Source organism: Clostridium saudiense (genome assembly GCF_000577815.1).
Classification (GTDB): Bacteria; Bacillota; Clostridia; order Clostridiales; family Clostridiaceae; genus Clostridium; species Clostridium saudiense.
Genome location: NZ_CBYM010000013.1, coordinates 44,954 through 58,815 on the forward strand (window position 1 = coordinate 44,954; position 13,862 = coordinate 58,815).

11 protein-coding genes and 1 riboswitch are annotated in these 13,862 nt (G+C 27.6%); of the genes, 9 read left to right on the plus strand and 2 right to left on the minus strand.

Translation table 11 applies throughout. From position 1 onward, the window contains the following. Positions 1-2 precede the first annotated feature (2 nt). Together TY07_RS17245 and TY07_RS08390 are read right to left on the minus strand one after the other, a co-directional pair. The gene (locus TY07_RS17245; RefSeq protein WP_052330655.1) at positions 3-1,814 is read right to left on the minus strand and encodes a sensor histidine kinase; all 1,812 of its coding nucleotides are present in this window, start codon (positions 1,812-1,814) and stop codon (positions 3-5) included. Beyond that, positions 1,814-3,352: a response regulator transcription factor gene (locus TY07_RS08390; RefSeq protein WP_042398046.1), complete on the minus strand. Its 1,539-nt coding sequence runs from the start codon at positions 3,350-3,352 to the stop codon at positions 1,814-1,816. Before TY07_RS08390 ends, TY07_RS17245 begins: the two co-directional genes overlap by 1 nt. Before the next feature lie 245 nt (positions 3,353-3,597). On the opposite strand from TY07_RS08390, the gene TY07_RS08395 reads away from it, so the two are divergent. From TY07_RS08395 to TY07_RS17250, 9 genes are all read left to right on the plus strand, one after another. Beyond that, a complete protein-coding gene (locus TY07_RS08395; RefSeq protein WP_078061315.1) occupies positions 3,598-4,593 on the plus strand; it encodes an ABC transporter permease in 996 nt (331 codons plus the stop codon). 10 nt (positions 4,594-4,603) lie between these two features. Next, positions 4,604-5,500, plus strand: coding sequence for a carbohydrate ABC transporter permease (locus tag TY07_RS08400; RefSeq protein ID WP_042398048.1), 897 nt, complete (start codon positions 4,604-4,606; stop codon positions 5,498-5,500). Positions 5,501-5,575: 75 nt separating this feature from the next. Beyond that, entirely contained in the window at positions 5,576-7,120 is a 1,545-nt protein-coding gene (locus tag TY07_RS08405) for an ABC transporter substrate-binding protein (protein ID WP_042398050.1), read from the plus strand. A 451-nt stretch (positions 7,121-7,571) separates the two neighbouring features. Beyond that, the gene (locus tag TY07_RS08410) at positions 7,572-9,653 is read left to right on the plus strand and encodes a beta-galactosidase (RefSeq protein WP_042398052.1); all 2,082 of its coding nucleotides are present in this window, start codon (positions 7,572-7,574) and stop codon (positions 9,651-9,653) included. Positions 9,654-9,921: 268 nt separating this feature from the next. After that, positions 9,922-10,353 (plus strand): nucleotidyltransferase domain-containing protein, encoded by a 432-nt coding sequence (locus tag TY07_RS08415; protein WP_042398054.1) that lies wholly within the window; start codon positions 9,922-9,924, stop codon positions 10,351-10,353. After that, positions 10,337-10,459, plus strand: coding sequence for a hypothetical protein (locus tag TY07_RS18720; RefSeq protein ID WP_260457792.1), 123 nt, complete (start codon positions 10,337-10,339; stop codon positions 10,457-10,459). The genes TY07_RS08415 and TY07_RS18720 overlap by 17 nt, the downstream gene beginning before the upstream one ends. After that, positions 10,456-10,641 (plus strand): hypothetical protein, encoded by a 186-nt coding sequence (locus tag TY07_RS18550; RefSeq protein WP_242833240.1) that lies wholly within the window; start codon positions 10,456-10,458, stop codon positions 10,639-10,641. The genes TY07_RS18720 and TY07_RS18550 overlap by 4 nt, the downstream gene beginning before the upstream one ends. Further along, a complete protein-coding gene (locus tag TY07_RS18555) occupies positions 10,587-10,793 on the plus strand; it encodes a hypothetical protein (RefSeq protein ID WP_242833241.1) in 207 nt (68 codons plus the stop codon). The genes TY07_RS18550 and TY07_RS18555 overlap by 55 nt, the downstream gene beginning before the upstream one ends. Positions 10,794-10,942: 149 nt before the next feature. Beyond that, positions 10,943-13,333, plus strand: a complete 2,391-nt coding sequence (locus TY07_RS17250; RefSeq protein WP_052330656.1) for an immunoglobulin-like domain-containing protein — start codon at positions 10,943-10,945, stop codon at positions 13,331-13,333. Positions 13,334-13,416: 83 nt separating this feature from the next. Continuing rightward, a riboswitch (cobalamin riboswitch) is annotated at positions 13,417-13,625 on the plus strand. Positions 13,626-13,862 lie beyond the last annotated feature (237 nt).

The following is a 13,862-nucleotide window of genomic DNA, read 5'->3' on the forward strand; positions in this document are numbered from 1 at the left end:
TTTTAATCATTTTTTTCTATTTCTTTAATTGGTGGAATTTTAATAATGACTGTAGTACCATAATTATAAACACTTTTAAATGAAAGGCCATAATTATCACCATATAACAGTTTAATTCTTTTGTTGATATTTTTTAAGCCATAACCACTACCTTTTGAAGAGGTAAGCTTATTATCGATTAGTTCTTTAAGTTTATCTTCAGTCATTCCTATACCATCATCAGAAATTGTTAGAATCACATCTGAGTTAATAGAATATCCTAGTATAGAAATAGTACCAGTTCCCTCACCTTTACCCAGAATTCCATAATTAATAGAATTTTCAATAATAGGTTGTAAAGTAATCTTTGGAATTAAATAATCATTAATAGATTCATCAACATTAAATTTTAATGAAATTCTATTGTTATATCTCATATTTTGAATGTTTACAAATAATGTTGCATGCTGTAGCTCATCTTTTATAGGAACTAAGTCCTTACCCTTGTTTAAAGAAAGCTTATAAAATTTAGCTAAATTTTTAACTGCATGGCTAATTTCAGAGTTCATTTTTTTATATGACATCCAATTAATCATATCTAGGGTGTTATATAAAAAATGAGGATTAATCTGAGATTGTAAAGCCTTTAATTCAGCATTTTTTACACTCTTACCAAGTTTGTATTGTTCATCAATTAATATAGACATTTTACCAATCATATAATTGTAACTATCAATTAATTCTCCTAATTCATCATTATCATTATGATCAATATAATGACTAAAGTCACCGGATTGAACACAACGCATCCCTTTAACTACTTTATTTAATCTTTTATTTATATATTTTATGAAATAAAAAGCTAAAGCTATGGAAGTTCCACCACAAATAACTACTATAATGAAAAGATAGATTCTTTGAGAATTTATAGCAGCAATAATACTTGATTCTGGTAATAAGGTTACCAAATACCAATCTGTTTTATCTATTAAAGACGATTTAACATAAATTTTTGAATTATTAACTTTAGTAGTGGAAAACTTATTATTTATATTTGCAAAATCTTGAATTTGATTTATATCAGTTATATATTCAATATTTTGATTTTTTTCTTCGGATGAACAAATTATGATTCCTTCAGAATTAATTATATAGCTAACAGTATTAGGTACAGAATTAATTTTATTGATAATATCGCTAATTAGAGATTTTTTAAAGGTAAGCTTTAAATAACCTATATTTTCAGCAAAATTATCAGGGCTTTTTATAGTTTTAAAAAGTGAGAGTGTATCAGATGGTAGTGGATTATAAGTAGTAAAATAAGAACTAGGTCCCCAAATAAATCGGGCATTAGTACTATTTATTGAATTTATAGCTTTAGTACCATCTAATATATTCATACTAAAAATATTTTTATTATCATTCTTGTAAATAAAATTATCATTAACATATAAACTTACATTAGAAACTTCAGATTCATCTTCGTATGATGAAAGAAATAATCTTAAATATGATAAATGACTTATTTGGTCAGATAGTAAATAATTATCAGGATCATTCCTAAGTATTGTTACAATGTTTTCATCAATAGCTAATGTATTAGAAATATCAAAGATTCTATATAGTTTATAAGTTATAAAATCAACAGATTGTTCAAAGGCCTTTTCAGTAGAATTTAATAAATTACTTTCAATGATATTGGACATTTTAGCATAAGAGTATCCAAATAAAGCTGTTAAAGGAACTAATATTAAAATACAATAAGTTAATAGAAATTTTTGTATTAAATTTAGTTTCCTAAAAAAAGTAATTTTATTTATAATATAATCTTTCATTATGTGAATTTACGCCTATATTCAGAGGGGCTATAGCCGACTTCCTTTTTGAAGATCTTAGCAAAATAATTGCCATCTCTATAGCCAACACTTGAAGCAATTTCATTCATTTTTATTGAAGGGTCTTGTAATAAAGTTTTTGCCTTGTCTAATCTATATTCAGTGATATATTTATTTACAGTAGTATTAGTATGATCTTTAAAAATTACGCATATATGTGCTGGTGTTAAAAATATATTTTTACTTATTTCCTCTAGGGAAAGATTAACATCAGCATAGTTTTCATGGATAAATTTTAAAATGTTTAATATAGGTTTATTATTGTTATTTTTTTCTTCTAATAATTTAAAGAAATTATTTATTTTATCTATAAGGTAACTATTAATTTCAAAGATAGTATTCAGTTGCAATATATCTTCAAATAGACTGTTACTATCTATATGAGTTGAGATATCAATTTTTCTATCATTTGAAAAGTTAATAAGTTTTAGCAGTAAATTATAATAGATATCCTTTACATAACTTATAGAGGTGCTTGGATAATTTTTAATTTCATTTGTTAATTCTTTAGTTAATAAAAGTAAACTAGACTTATCTTCATTAACTAAATATTTTTGAAAATCATCATAGATATCATTATTAAGTACATAAATTTTAGGATTAAAATTTTCTAAATAAATTACGGAATTATGATTATAAAAGAATGCAGAGTTAACTATTTTAATAATATCAGTATAAGCATTTTTAATATCATATATATTGTTGAAAATATTTCCTATACAGAAGTTTAAAGGTGTAAAGTTATTTATATATTCACTAACCGAAAATAGCAATGAATTAAATTCAGAATTAGATATTAATGATTTTATAGTATTTTTAAGAAATAAATTAATAATAATTTGTTTTTTATTAATAAACGATATCAAAGATTCCATATTGTAAATAGAAATTAAGTTTTGTAAATTAGAAATAATTAAGTTTTGATCAATATTAATACAATTAATTAAATTCAAACAAACGATTACAGAAGGCTTGTCCAATAATGACAAGTAGTAGTCAGAATTATAATGAGAAGATAAAAGTAAATTTATTTCATCATTAGTAATTGAATTAATTAAATCTAACACTATATTATCTTTAATGTTTTTATATATTATTTTTGATTTTTGAGCTTCTGTGACAGCATTTCTAATTGAAATTTCTAATTCATCTAAATCAATAGGCTTTTCTACATAGCTTATTGCTTTAAGGTGAATAGCTGATTTTAAATATTCTTTATCTGAAAAACCACTCATAAATATAATAGAACAATTAGGATATAATTCTCTAACCTTAAAAGATAATTCTATACCATTTAAACGAGGCATTCTTACATCGGTTAATAAAATATCTGGTTCAAAATCTTTTATAATTTCTAATGCATTTTGACCATCATATGCTTCTCGTACTTCACTGATATTTAAAGCCTTCCATGGAATTGTTTCTAATATACCCTGACGTGTAAAACTTTCATCATCTGCAATTAAAAGTTTGACCATATATATACCCCCTATATCAAATATGTTAAAATTATACCATTATTGTTAGAATTTATTCAACAATAAACATAAAATACAAAAATTATTCAATTTGGTTTTATTTAAGATTATAATAAATGGTAAGTCAAAATAAAAAAGATAATAATATTTTACTAGTATCTAATTATTTTACCAATAAATATTACTTATGTAGATGTTATCATTATATCAGTTGGTGAAAACGATAACTTATAAGGGGGATATATATGGAGAAAGGGTTAGATAGCAAAAAAATTAAAAATGGATTTTTTTCGAAAAACAAAAATAAGGAAAATACTTTGTATGAGGAATCTTCTTTTGTAAGGCAATTTAAAAGAAATAGGATATTATTACTGATGCTTGTACCAGCAGTTACTTATTTCTTACTATTTAGTTATTTGCCTATGACAGGTTCAATTGTTGCATTTAAGAATTATAATTTTAGAGATGGTATTTTTGGAAGTCCATGGGTTGGATTTGACAATTTTAAATATTTCTTTATTTCAGGACAAGCTTGGACTGTAACCAGAAATACTATATTTTATAATGTATTGTTTATTGTTATTAATACAGGTCTTCAAATGGGGCTTGCGATATTAATTTCAGAAATTGGTGGAAAGTTCTTTAAAAAGATTACACAAACAGCAATGTTTTTACCATATTTTATTTCATGGGTTGTTGTTGGAATGATTGCTTACAATTTTTTAAATGTTGAGCATGGAACAATTAATACATTAATTGCAAAGCTTGGAGGAGAGAAAATTAATTTCTATGGAACAACATGGGTTTGGCCATTTATATTAGTATTTTTCTCAGCATGGAAAAATGTTGGATATGGAACAGTGCTATATCTAGCAGCAATAATGGGAATTGATACAGAAATATATGAAGCAGCTCAAATTGATGGAGCAAATATATTCCAAAGAATTTTCAAAGTAACAATTCCTTGTTTGGTACCGACTTTAATAATATTAACATTATTAGCAGTGGGAAATATCTTTAGAGGAGATTTCCAAATGTTTTATCAACTTGTAGGTAATAATGGACCATTATTTAATGCAACAGATGTTATAGATACATTCACATTTAGGTCTCTTATTCAATCAGGAGAAGTTGGAATGTCAGCAGCTGCTGGATTATATCAATCAGTATTTTGCTTTATAACAATAGTATTTACTAATTTCTTAGTTAAGAAATATGATCCAGATTACTCATTATTCTAGGAGGTAAAATATGAAGAAGTCAAAAGATATAAAAGTATTTAATATTTTAAGTTATACACTAATTGCACTAGTAGCAATAATATGTTTAATACCATTTTTAATGGTTGTAGTTGGATCTTTCACTGCAGAAAAAGAAATCATTGCAAATGGTTTCTCTTTCTTCCCAAAGGAATTGTCATTAGAAGCATATAAAACTGCATTAAAGGAACCAATGGCAATACTTAGGGCATATGGAGTAACAGCAAGTTTAACTGTAATTGGTACAGCAATTGGATTATTTATAGTAGCGATGACAGCATATGTATTACAAAGAAAGGACTTTAAGTGGAGAAATAAAGTATCATTTTTCTTCTACTTTACAACATTATTTAGTGGTGGATTAGTTCCATGGTATATTTTAATGGTAAAATATTTAGGTTTAAAGGATAGCTATTTATCTTTATTGTTACCACCATTGTTAAGTGTTTTCAATATAATTATTATGAAAAGCTATATGAGTGGAATTCCACAAGCATTAACAGAATCAGCTAAAATAGATGGGGCAGGAGACTTTACTATATTTATGAAGGTAATATTACCATTAGTCAAACCAGCACTTGCAACTATAGGAATGTTTATTGCATTAGGATATTGGAATGACTGGTATAATTCAATGTTATTTATAAATAATGAAAATTTATATTCATTACAATATTATTTATATAAGATTGTAAACAATATCGAAGCATATAAAACAATACTAGCACAAGCTGGTGGTGGAACTTCATTAGGTTCTACAATAAATATGCCAAGTGAGTCTTTAAAGATGGCATTAACAATTATAGTAACTGGACCAATTATATTAGTTTATCCATTTATTCAAAAATACTTTGTTAGTGGTGTAACTATAGGAGCGGTTAAAGGATAAAGATTAATAAAAAATACAAAAAGGATAAATACCAAAAGGGTTTATTTATAAATGAGTTATGAGGGGGATTTTAAAATGATAAGAAGGTCAATAAAAAAATTAGCAGCTATAGGTTTAAGCGTGCTTATGTTAAGTTCATTTATGGTAGGATGTGGGTCAAAAGGATCCGATGATAAAAGTGTAGCATCAAATTCTTCAGAATTAAAAGAAGTTAAATTGAAAATGTACTTAATAGGAGATAAACCAGCAGATTTTGATGAGGTTTATGCAAAGGTTAACGAAAAGATGAAGGAAGAAATAAATGCAACTTTAGAAGTGAATTTTATTCCTTGGTCAGATATGACAACTAAGTATCAACTATTATTCCAATCAGGTGAAGATTTTGATTTAATATTCACAGCTGCAGGGTGGGGATATTATAGCCAAGTTGCAACTAAAAATGGATTCTTAGAGTTAACAGATGACTTATTAAAGGAATATGCTCCACAAATTTATGCTAATGAACCAGCAGATGCATGGAATCAAGCAAAAATTGATGGGAAAGTATATATGGTTCCAAATGATAGAAATGAATATGGTACAAACGTATTTGCTTATAGAGGAGATTTAGCAAGCAAATATGGATTTGAATCAATTACAAGTTATGATGAACTTGAAGCATTTATGGATGCTGTAGCACAAGGTGAATCAGGAAATGGAATTAAGGTTATGGCTAATGGTGGGGGACAAAATTTACAATGGCCATATATGATTGAAAGATATGGATTCTCAACTGTTAGTGGAGCTCCAACACCATCGATTGGATATGATGTTAATGATACATCAGGAGAAGTATTTGCCTTTGTTGATACTCCAGAATATATGGAATATGTAACGAAAATGAAGGAATTTGCTGATAAGGGTTATTGGGCAGCAGATTCAATTTCAAGCCAAGCTACTAGAGATGAAGATTTCGTAGCAGGAAAAACTGCAATAATGACTTGGAATCTTAGTACTGTAGCAAATAGAACTGTTGAAATGAATGCAGCTAATCCAGATTGGAATGCAACATTACTTGATTTAAGTGAAGGAGTTAACAGAGTTGTTCAACCTTATACAAACAATGGTATTGCAATAAATGCTAATTCAAAAAATCCTGAAAGAGCTTTAATGGCAATTGAATTATTAAGATATGACGAAGAAATTAATAACTTAACTTGGTATGGTATTGAAGGTGAGCATTGGGAAAATTCAGCTGAAGGTGAATATACTTCTTTAGAAGGAAGTGATGCATTCCCAGCAGGTGAAGTTTGTCCGTGGGGATGGTATACTACTAAATTTGCTCGTACTTCATCTACTGAACCAGAAATAGTTCAAGAAACTATCACTAAGTGGAGTGACAATTATACAGTTTCTAATCCTTTAGCTGCATTTTCATTTGATGATTCTAATGTTAAAAATGAAATGGCAGCAGTAGGTAATGTTATTACTCAATATGGAGTACCTCTAGATTTAGGAATGGTTGATGATGTAGAAGCTGGTGTTAAAGAGTTTAGAGAAAAATTAACACAAGCTGGATTTGATAAGATATTAGAAGAATGTCAAAAACAAGCCACAGAATTTGTTAAATCATATAACTAAGATTCTAAATCTTTGATTTAGTTAATCGAAGTTACACCTACGAACAACGTGAGTAGTGTGTTTCATATAAAGATTCTAAATCTTTGATTTAGTTAATTGAAGTTGACTGAAACTCCAAATTTTAATTTGGTTAGTTGAAATTACACTGTGTGTCTCATTTAAAATAGCCTTCTCACTATTAGTAATGCTCATAGTAATTATTATGGGCAAAGCTACACCTACGAGCATAAGTAAGTAGCGTGTTTCCAGTTTAAAATAGGCAGATGATTAAGATTTATAAAAATTATAGTCATCTGCCATTTTTAATAAAGAGATATAAAAAGTAAGAGAAATTAGTGCAATCAAATATATGGAAAGTGAGAATTTGTAGAAAATAAGATTAATTTAAAAATATCAAAATTTTAGATAAGAAGAAGTATGCAATAATTAAGCGGTATTGGAGGAATATAAAATGATTAAAAAATTTAAACCTGTTAATGAAAAGGTTAAAGGTTTTTTACACGGAGGAGATTATAATCCAGATCAATGGTTAGATTATCCTGAGATATTAAAGGAAGATGTAAGATTATTGAAATTAGCACATTGTAATTGTGTGTCTATAAATATTTTTGGGTGGAGCGCAATAGAGCCCGAAGAAGGTAAGTATACTTTTGAATGGCTTGATAAAGTTATGGATGATATGGCCGCGGCAGGGGTTCATGTAATTTTATCTACTCCAAGTGGAGCAAGACCAGCTTGGATGTCAGAAAAATATCCAGAAGTTTTACGTGTTTGGTCAGATAGAAGGAGAATACTTCATGGACAAAGACATAATCACTGCTTTACTTCACCAATATATAGAGAAAAGACTTCAGAAATTAATAGAATATTAGCAGAAAGATATAAAGATCATCCTGCACTTATAATGTGGCATGTATCTAATGAGTATGGTGGAGAGTGTCATTGTAATCTTTGCCAAGAAGCTTTTAGAGAATGGTTAAAAGTTAAATATGAAAATGATTTAGAAAAATTAAATAAAGCATGGTGGACAGGATTTTGGAGTCATAAATTTACTAGTTGGTCACAAATAGAAAGTCCAGCACATCATGGTGAAGAGTTTGTTCATGGACATAATCTTGATTGGAAGAGATTTGCTACAGATCAAACTATAGATTTCTATAAAAATGAAATAGCACCAATTAGAGAAATAACACCTAATATACCTGTTACAACTAATTTCATGGGTGATTATCCAAGAATGAGTTTATTTAATGGATTAGATTATTGGAAGTTTGCTAAAGAAGTGGATGTTGTATCATGGGATGATTATCCAGCATGGCATAATAATTTTGAAAAGACATATGATACTGCAGCTAATGTTAGTTTTGTACATGATGTATATAGAACATTAAAGGGCGGACAACCATTTTTAATAATGGAAAGTACTCCAAGCTTAGTTAACTGGCATAAGGTAAATAAAACTAAGAGACCAGGAATGCATTTATTATCATCACTTCAAGGTGTGGCACATGGAGCAGATTCAGTTCAATACTTCCAATGGAGAAAAGGAAGAGGAGCATCTGAAAAATTCCATGGAGCAGTAGTAGATCATTGTGGACATGAAAATACTAGGGTATTTAGAGAAGTTACAGAAGTAGGGGAAACATTAGAAAAATTAACTGAAATACTTGGAACTAGTGTAGAACCAGAAGTAGCTATAATTTATGATTGGGAAAATAGATGGGCAATAGATGATTGCCAAGCACTTAAAAATGATAATAAGGGATACTTTGAAGCTGTTGAAGATTATTATAAGGTGTTTTGGAGAAAAGGAATTCCTGTAGATGTAGTTAATATGGAGTGTGATTTTTCTAAGTATAAATTGCTTGTGGCACCAATGTTATATATGATAAGACCAGGTGTTGCTGAAAGAATAACAGAGTTTGTTAAAGATGGTGGTACTTTAGTTACAACTTATTTCAGTGGATTAGTTGATGAAAATGATTTATGCTTCTTAGGGGGATTCCCAGGACCACTAAGAGAAGTTACAGGAATTTGGGCTGAAGAAATTGACACATTGTATGATTCAGATGTAAATTATTTAGAGTTTAAAGATAGTAATGAGTTAGGTGCTAAAGGAAGTTATAAATTAAGAGATTATTGTGATGTAATTCATGCTGAAACTGCAGAAGTATTAGCAACTTATAAAAATGATTATTATGCTGGAATGCCTGCATTAACAGTAAACAATTATGGAAATGGTAAGGCTTATTATATAGCAGCAAGAACTAATAATGATTTTGATACTGAGTTCTTTACTAAAATAATAAATGACTTAGAAATTAAACCTGTAATTAATACTGAATTACCTATTGGAGTAACAGCTCAAATGAGAACTGATGGTGAAAATGATTATGTATTTGTTATGAATTTTAGTGAAGAAAATAACACTGTTGTTTTAGATGATAATAAGTATGTTGATATGCTTACAAATGAAGAAGTTAGTGGGGAATTAAAGTTAAATAAATATGGTGTTAAAGTATTAAAAAGATAGTAGAAAATTATATATACGTTGAATGAAGTATTAAGGTTAGTATTAAAAGGAATGCTAACCTTATTTCTTTAAAAATTATTATATCTAAAGTTAAATGTTAGAATAGTATTTTATTCACGGGTACTTCAATAAAAAATTCTTAGTTTCATTTTGATTTATAAAAATATAAATAAATTTATTCTCTAAAATCTAAGCTTAATACATTAGTTTAACAAAGTAATTATTTAGGATATAATATAGATAAGTGAGTAAAAATAATGAGGTTTATATGGATAAGGGAGAATTTATTAAGGCAATTAGTAAACATAATGAAATTATAGCTATATGTGAATTCGGAAGTTATGGTACAGATGATTGGATAAAAGATAGAAGTGATATAGATTTACTTGTTGTAACTGCACCGAAAGTTACTTTTTTAGATACATTTGATATAGAAGATGAAATAAAGAAAATAGCTAGTAAGTTTTATAATTATAACAATATTCATTTGACCTTTGTATTATTTAATGATTTTGGAAATAAATATGCACGTATGGCAGTAGATAGCGATAATAAGTATATATTAAAAGAAGAAAGATGGTATGATTTTAATCATTATGTTTTAAAAGCTGCACGAAATAATGAAAAGTTAGAAAAAACTTTAAAAATAGATGAACAGTACAGTTACTTTGGAGGTATTATTGATGAATCCATACTATAGATATAAGAAAGAAAAGTTTTTAGAAAAATATCAAAGTGCATATGATAATTTAGAAGACCTTAAAGAGGCAATAGCTGAATATAAAAAAATAATAGTAGAATTATGAGAAGAGCAATGTTTGCATTTTTTCAAGATTTCACTGAATATATAGTTGATATGTGTGAAAGTTATATAATAGTTAATGATGGAAAACTAAAAAGTTCAATATCGGCTACAGGACTTATTGATAAAGCATGGGAGATGTTTTTTTTGATGATAAGCTTAAAGGATATCTTTCAATGGCTGTAAAGCTAAGAAATAGATATACTCATGATTATTATATAAGAGAAGAGAGTGAAAAGTTAATAGAGGAATTTTGCTTTAATAGATTAGCTTACTTAGATATATTTTTAGGGGAAAATAAAGATAAAGTTATTCTAAAATATAAGGATAAAGAATAGATAAAATAATATTAAAATGTAAAAACACCTTCAATATTAATTTTTAATATTGAAGGTGTTTTTTGATACAAAAGGAATACAGTTGGTAGCATAACATAAAATTTATCATAGCATGTAGTATATTACTTCTAAATATAATGGGGGAATGTATGAAGAAGAAGTTATTATCAATATTTTTAAGTAGCGTAATAATAGTAACATTGTTATGTACAAGTATTTATGTTAAGGCCGAAGGTAATGATGAGGCCGGGACTAGTAGCGAATCAGAAGAAGTTTTAGATATGGGGGAGGAGGATACTAAGGATAAGGATATACAATTAAATGAAGGTGAAGTATATCAAGATGGGGAAAATGTTAGTGACGAAAATAATTTAAATCCTGGTGATTATGATTCCAATTTATTTAAAATAGTACTTTATACTTTAGGTAAATTATCAGATGAATCTATAAAAAAAGATGAATTAAAAGCAATAACTAAGATAGATATAGAAGCATTACAAAATGAGCATAGTGATTTAGAAAATATAGAGATAAAGTCATTTTCTTTATTAAAGGAAATTAGCAACTTAAAAGAAATAAATTTAGGAAATGTTAAATGTGAGAATATAGGAGAGTTAAAAGAAATCACTACATTAGAAATAGTAAAGGTAAATGGAAATGTAGTAGAAAAAGGTTCGTTAGAAAGTGTTTCAGAAGAAAATATACAAGAGGTTACAGAACCAATTATTGAAAATCAAGTAGTAGATAATAATGAGGCAGAGAACTCTGAAATTAATAGTGATGAGAATACATCAGATTCATCAGTAATAGAAGAAGAGCCAAGTGATGAAGTTATAGACAATAGTGAAAATAAAGATAATACAGAGGAAGAACCAACAGATAGCAAGGATGAAGATAAATCAAATGAAGGAGCAGTTGTAACAGGAGATGAGTCTGAAAACTTACCTATAATAGATGCTAATGATAAAACAATAAATGTTGGTGATAAGTTTGATCCACTAGATGGAGTAACTGCTAAGTCAAATAATGGAGAAGATTTAACAGATAAAATTGAAATAAAAGAAAATGAAGTAAATCCAAATGAGCAAGGAAAATATAAGGTAACTTATTACGTAAAAGATAATGATAATAAAGAAGCAACTAAAACAATATCAATAACAGTACAAAAAGGTGAAGAAGTAGTAAATACATTACCAATAATAAATGCAGAAAATAAAACAATAGAATTAGGAAATAAATTTAATGAGTTAGATGGTATAAAAGCAATTGATGAAGAAGACGGAGATATAACTAATGATATTATTGTTGTATCAAGTAATGTTGATGTCAATAAAGAAGGAGTATATGTAGTAACTTATGAGATAAAGGATAAAGATGGAGGTAAGACAAGGAAAACTATTGAAGTTACAGTTGTTAAACCCTTAGAAAAAGAAAATGAGGCTCCATATATAAATGCAAGTGATAGAACTATTAAACAAGGAGAAAGCTTTAATCCATTAAATGGAGTAAATGCATATGATACTGAAGATGGAGATTTAACTTCAAAAATAAGAGTTATTGAAAATATGGTTGATATAAGTGTAGTAGGAAAGTATTCAGTTACTTTTGAAGTAAGTGATAGTGCTGGGTATAGAGTTACTAAGGAAATATATATTAATGTTGTACCAAAAAGTAATACAAGACCAATTATATATGCTGATAATATAACAGTAGCTTTAGGTGAAAAGTATAATCCATATGCAATGGTAAGTGCTTCAGATAAAGAAGATGGAGATATAACAGGAAAGATTATAGTAGTATATAATTATGTTAATGTATATAAAGAAGGCATATATAAAGTTGGATATAAGGTTACTGATAGCATGGGAACTTCAGCATCTTGTGTAATTAAAGTAAAAGTTAAAAATTTTAATAATGGAAATAAAGTAACTTCAACAGGAGATGTACCAGTTATATACTGCAATGATATTTCTATAGCATTAGATACGAAATTTAATCCATTAGAGTGGGTAGCAGCAACTGATAAAGAAGATGGAGATATAACTAATAAGGTTATGGTTATATATAATAATGTTGATACAAGTATTGAAGGTAATTATCATGTAACTTATGAGATTATTGATAGTAATGGAAACAAGGTAAATAAAGCAATGATGGTTGTTGTTGAATCAGAAGATAAGATGAGTGGAGAAAATAAACCACCAATTATTAATGCGAATGACATTACATTAGAAAAAGGTAGATATTTTGATCCATTAGATGGTGTTACAGCATTAGATGATGAAGATGGAAATTTAACAAATAAGATTATTGTTAAAGAAAATGAAGTGAATGTAAGCAAAAAGGGAGTATACAAAGTAACTTACGAAGTAACTGATAGTAAGGGGTTAGTTACTACAAAAAGTATTAGTGTTACAGTTGACGGCGGAAGTGGTTTTAATAGTAATTCAACGATAATAAAAATTATTATAGGATTATTAGTCATTATAACAGTAAGTGGATCAGCAACAGCAATTATAGTTAATAAGAAAAAGAAGTAGTTTAAATTATTTTTCAAAAATAGATGCATTTATAAAAATAACTTGATTTATCATCTGTTTTATTATTTAATGAGATATATAATTGAATAATAAAGAATTTAGGTTTTAAAATTATAGATTTTTAGTATTATAATTTTAAATTAAAAGGGAAAGTGGTTAAATGCCACTGCAGCCCCCGCTACTGTAATAATGGACAAATCTCTAAATAAATCCACTGGTGGTTAAAAACTGGGAAGGTATGAGAAGAGGATGAAGTTAAAGCCAGGAGACCTGCCTAAATTTTAATCTATACTTCGGTGGGAAGGTAAGGATGATATGATAGAAAGTTAAGTAAGAGGTTTCAAGTGATAAGTTTAGAATTAAGGACTAAATTTAGCTTAGGATGAATTTACAGAAATTTATTTTAAGAAACTCCAAAAGAGGTTTTAAAATTAGTTTGTTACTTGTAACTTGTTGTTTGTTACTAACTAAATTGAAGAAAAGTGAGAAATACTTTTTTCAATTAGTAGTTTTGAGTTGTTTTAGTAGT

Excerpts from the sequence above, each read along its gene's own strand:
- TY07_RS08390 (WP_042398046.1), bottom strand. The coding sequence starts at position 3,352 with ATGGTCAAACTTTTAATTGCAGATGATGAAAGTTTTACACGTCAGGGT.
- TY07_RS08395 (WP_078061315.1), top strand. The coding sequence starts at position 3,598 with ATGGAGAAAGGGTTAGATAGCAAAAAAATTAAAAATGGATTTTTTTCG.
- TY07_RS18550 (WP_242833240.1), top strand. The coding sequence starts at position 10,456 with ATGAGAAGAGCAATGTTTGCATTTTTTCAAGATTTCACTGAATATATA.
- TY07_RS08410 (WP_042398052.1), top strand. The coding sequence starts at position 7,572 with ATGATTAAAAAATTTAAACCTGTTAATGAAAAGGTTAAAGGTTTTTTA.
- TY07_RS17250 (WP_052330656.1), top strand. The coding sequence starts at position 10,943 with ATGAAGAAGAAGTTATTATCAATATTTTTAAGTAGCGTAATAATAGTA.
- TY07_RS08405 (WP_042398050.1), top strand. The coding sequence starts at position 5,576 with ATGATAAGAAGGTCAATAAAAAAATTAGCAGCTATAGGTTTAAGCGTG.
- TY07_RS18720 (WP_260457792.1), top strand. The coding sequence starts at position 10,337 with ATGAATCCATACTATAGATATAAGAAAGAAAAGTTTTTAGAAAAATAT.
- TY07_RS08415 (WP_042398054.1), top strand. The coding sequence starts at position 9,922 with ATGGATAAGGGAGAATTTATTAAGGCAATTAGTAAACATAATGAAATT.
- TY07_RS17245 (WP_052330655.1), bottom strand. The coding sequence starts at position 1,814 with ATGAAAGATTATATTATAAATAAAATTACTTTTTTTAGGAAACTAAAT.
- TY07_RS18555 (WP_242833241.1), top strand. The coding sequence starts at position 10,587 with ATGGGAGATGTTTTTTTTGATGATAAGCTTAAAGGATATCTTTCAATG.
- TY07_RS08400 (WP_042398048.1), top strand. The coding sequence starts at position 4,604 with ATGAAGAAGTCAAAAGATATAAAAGTATTTAATATTTTAAGTTATACA.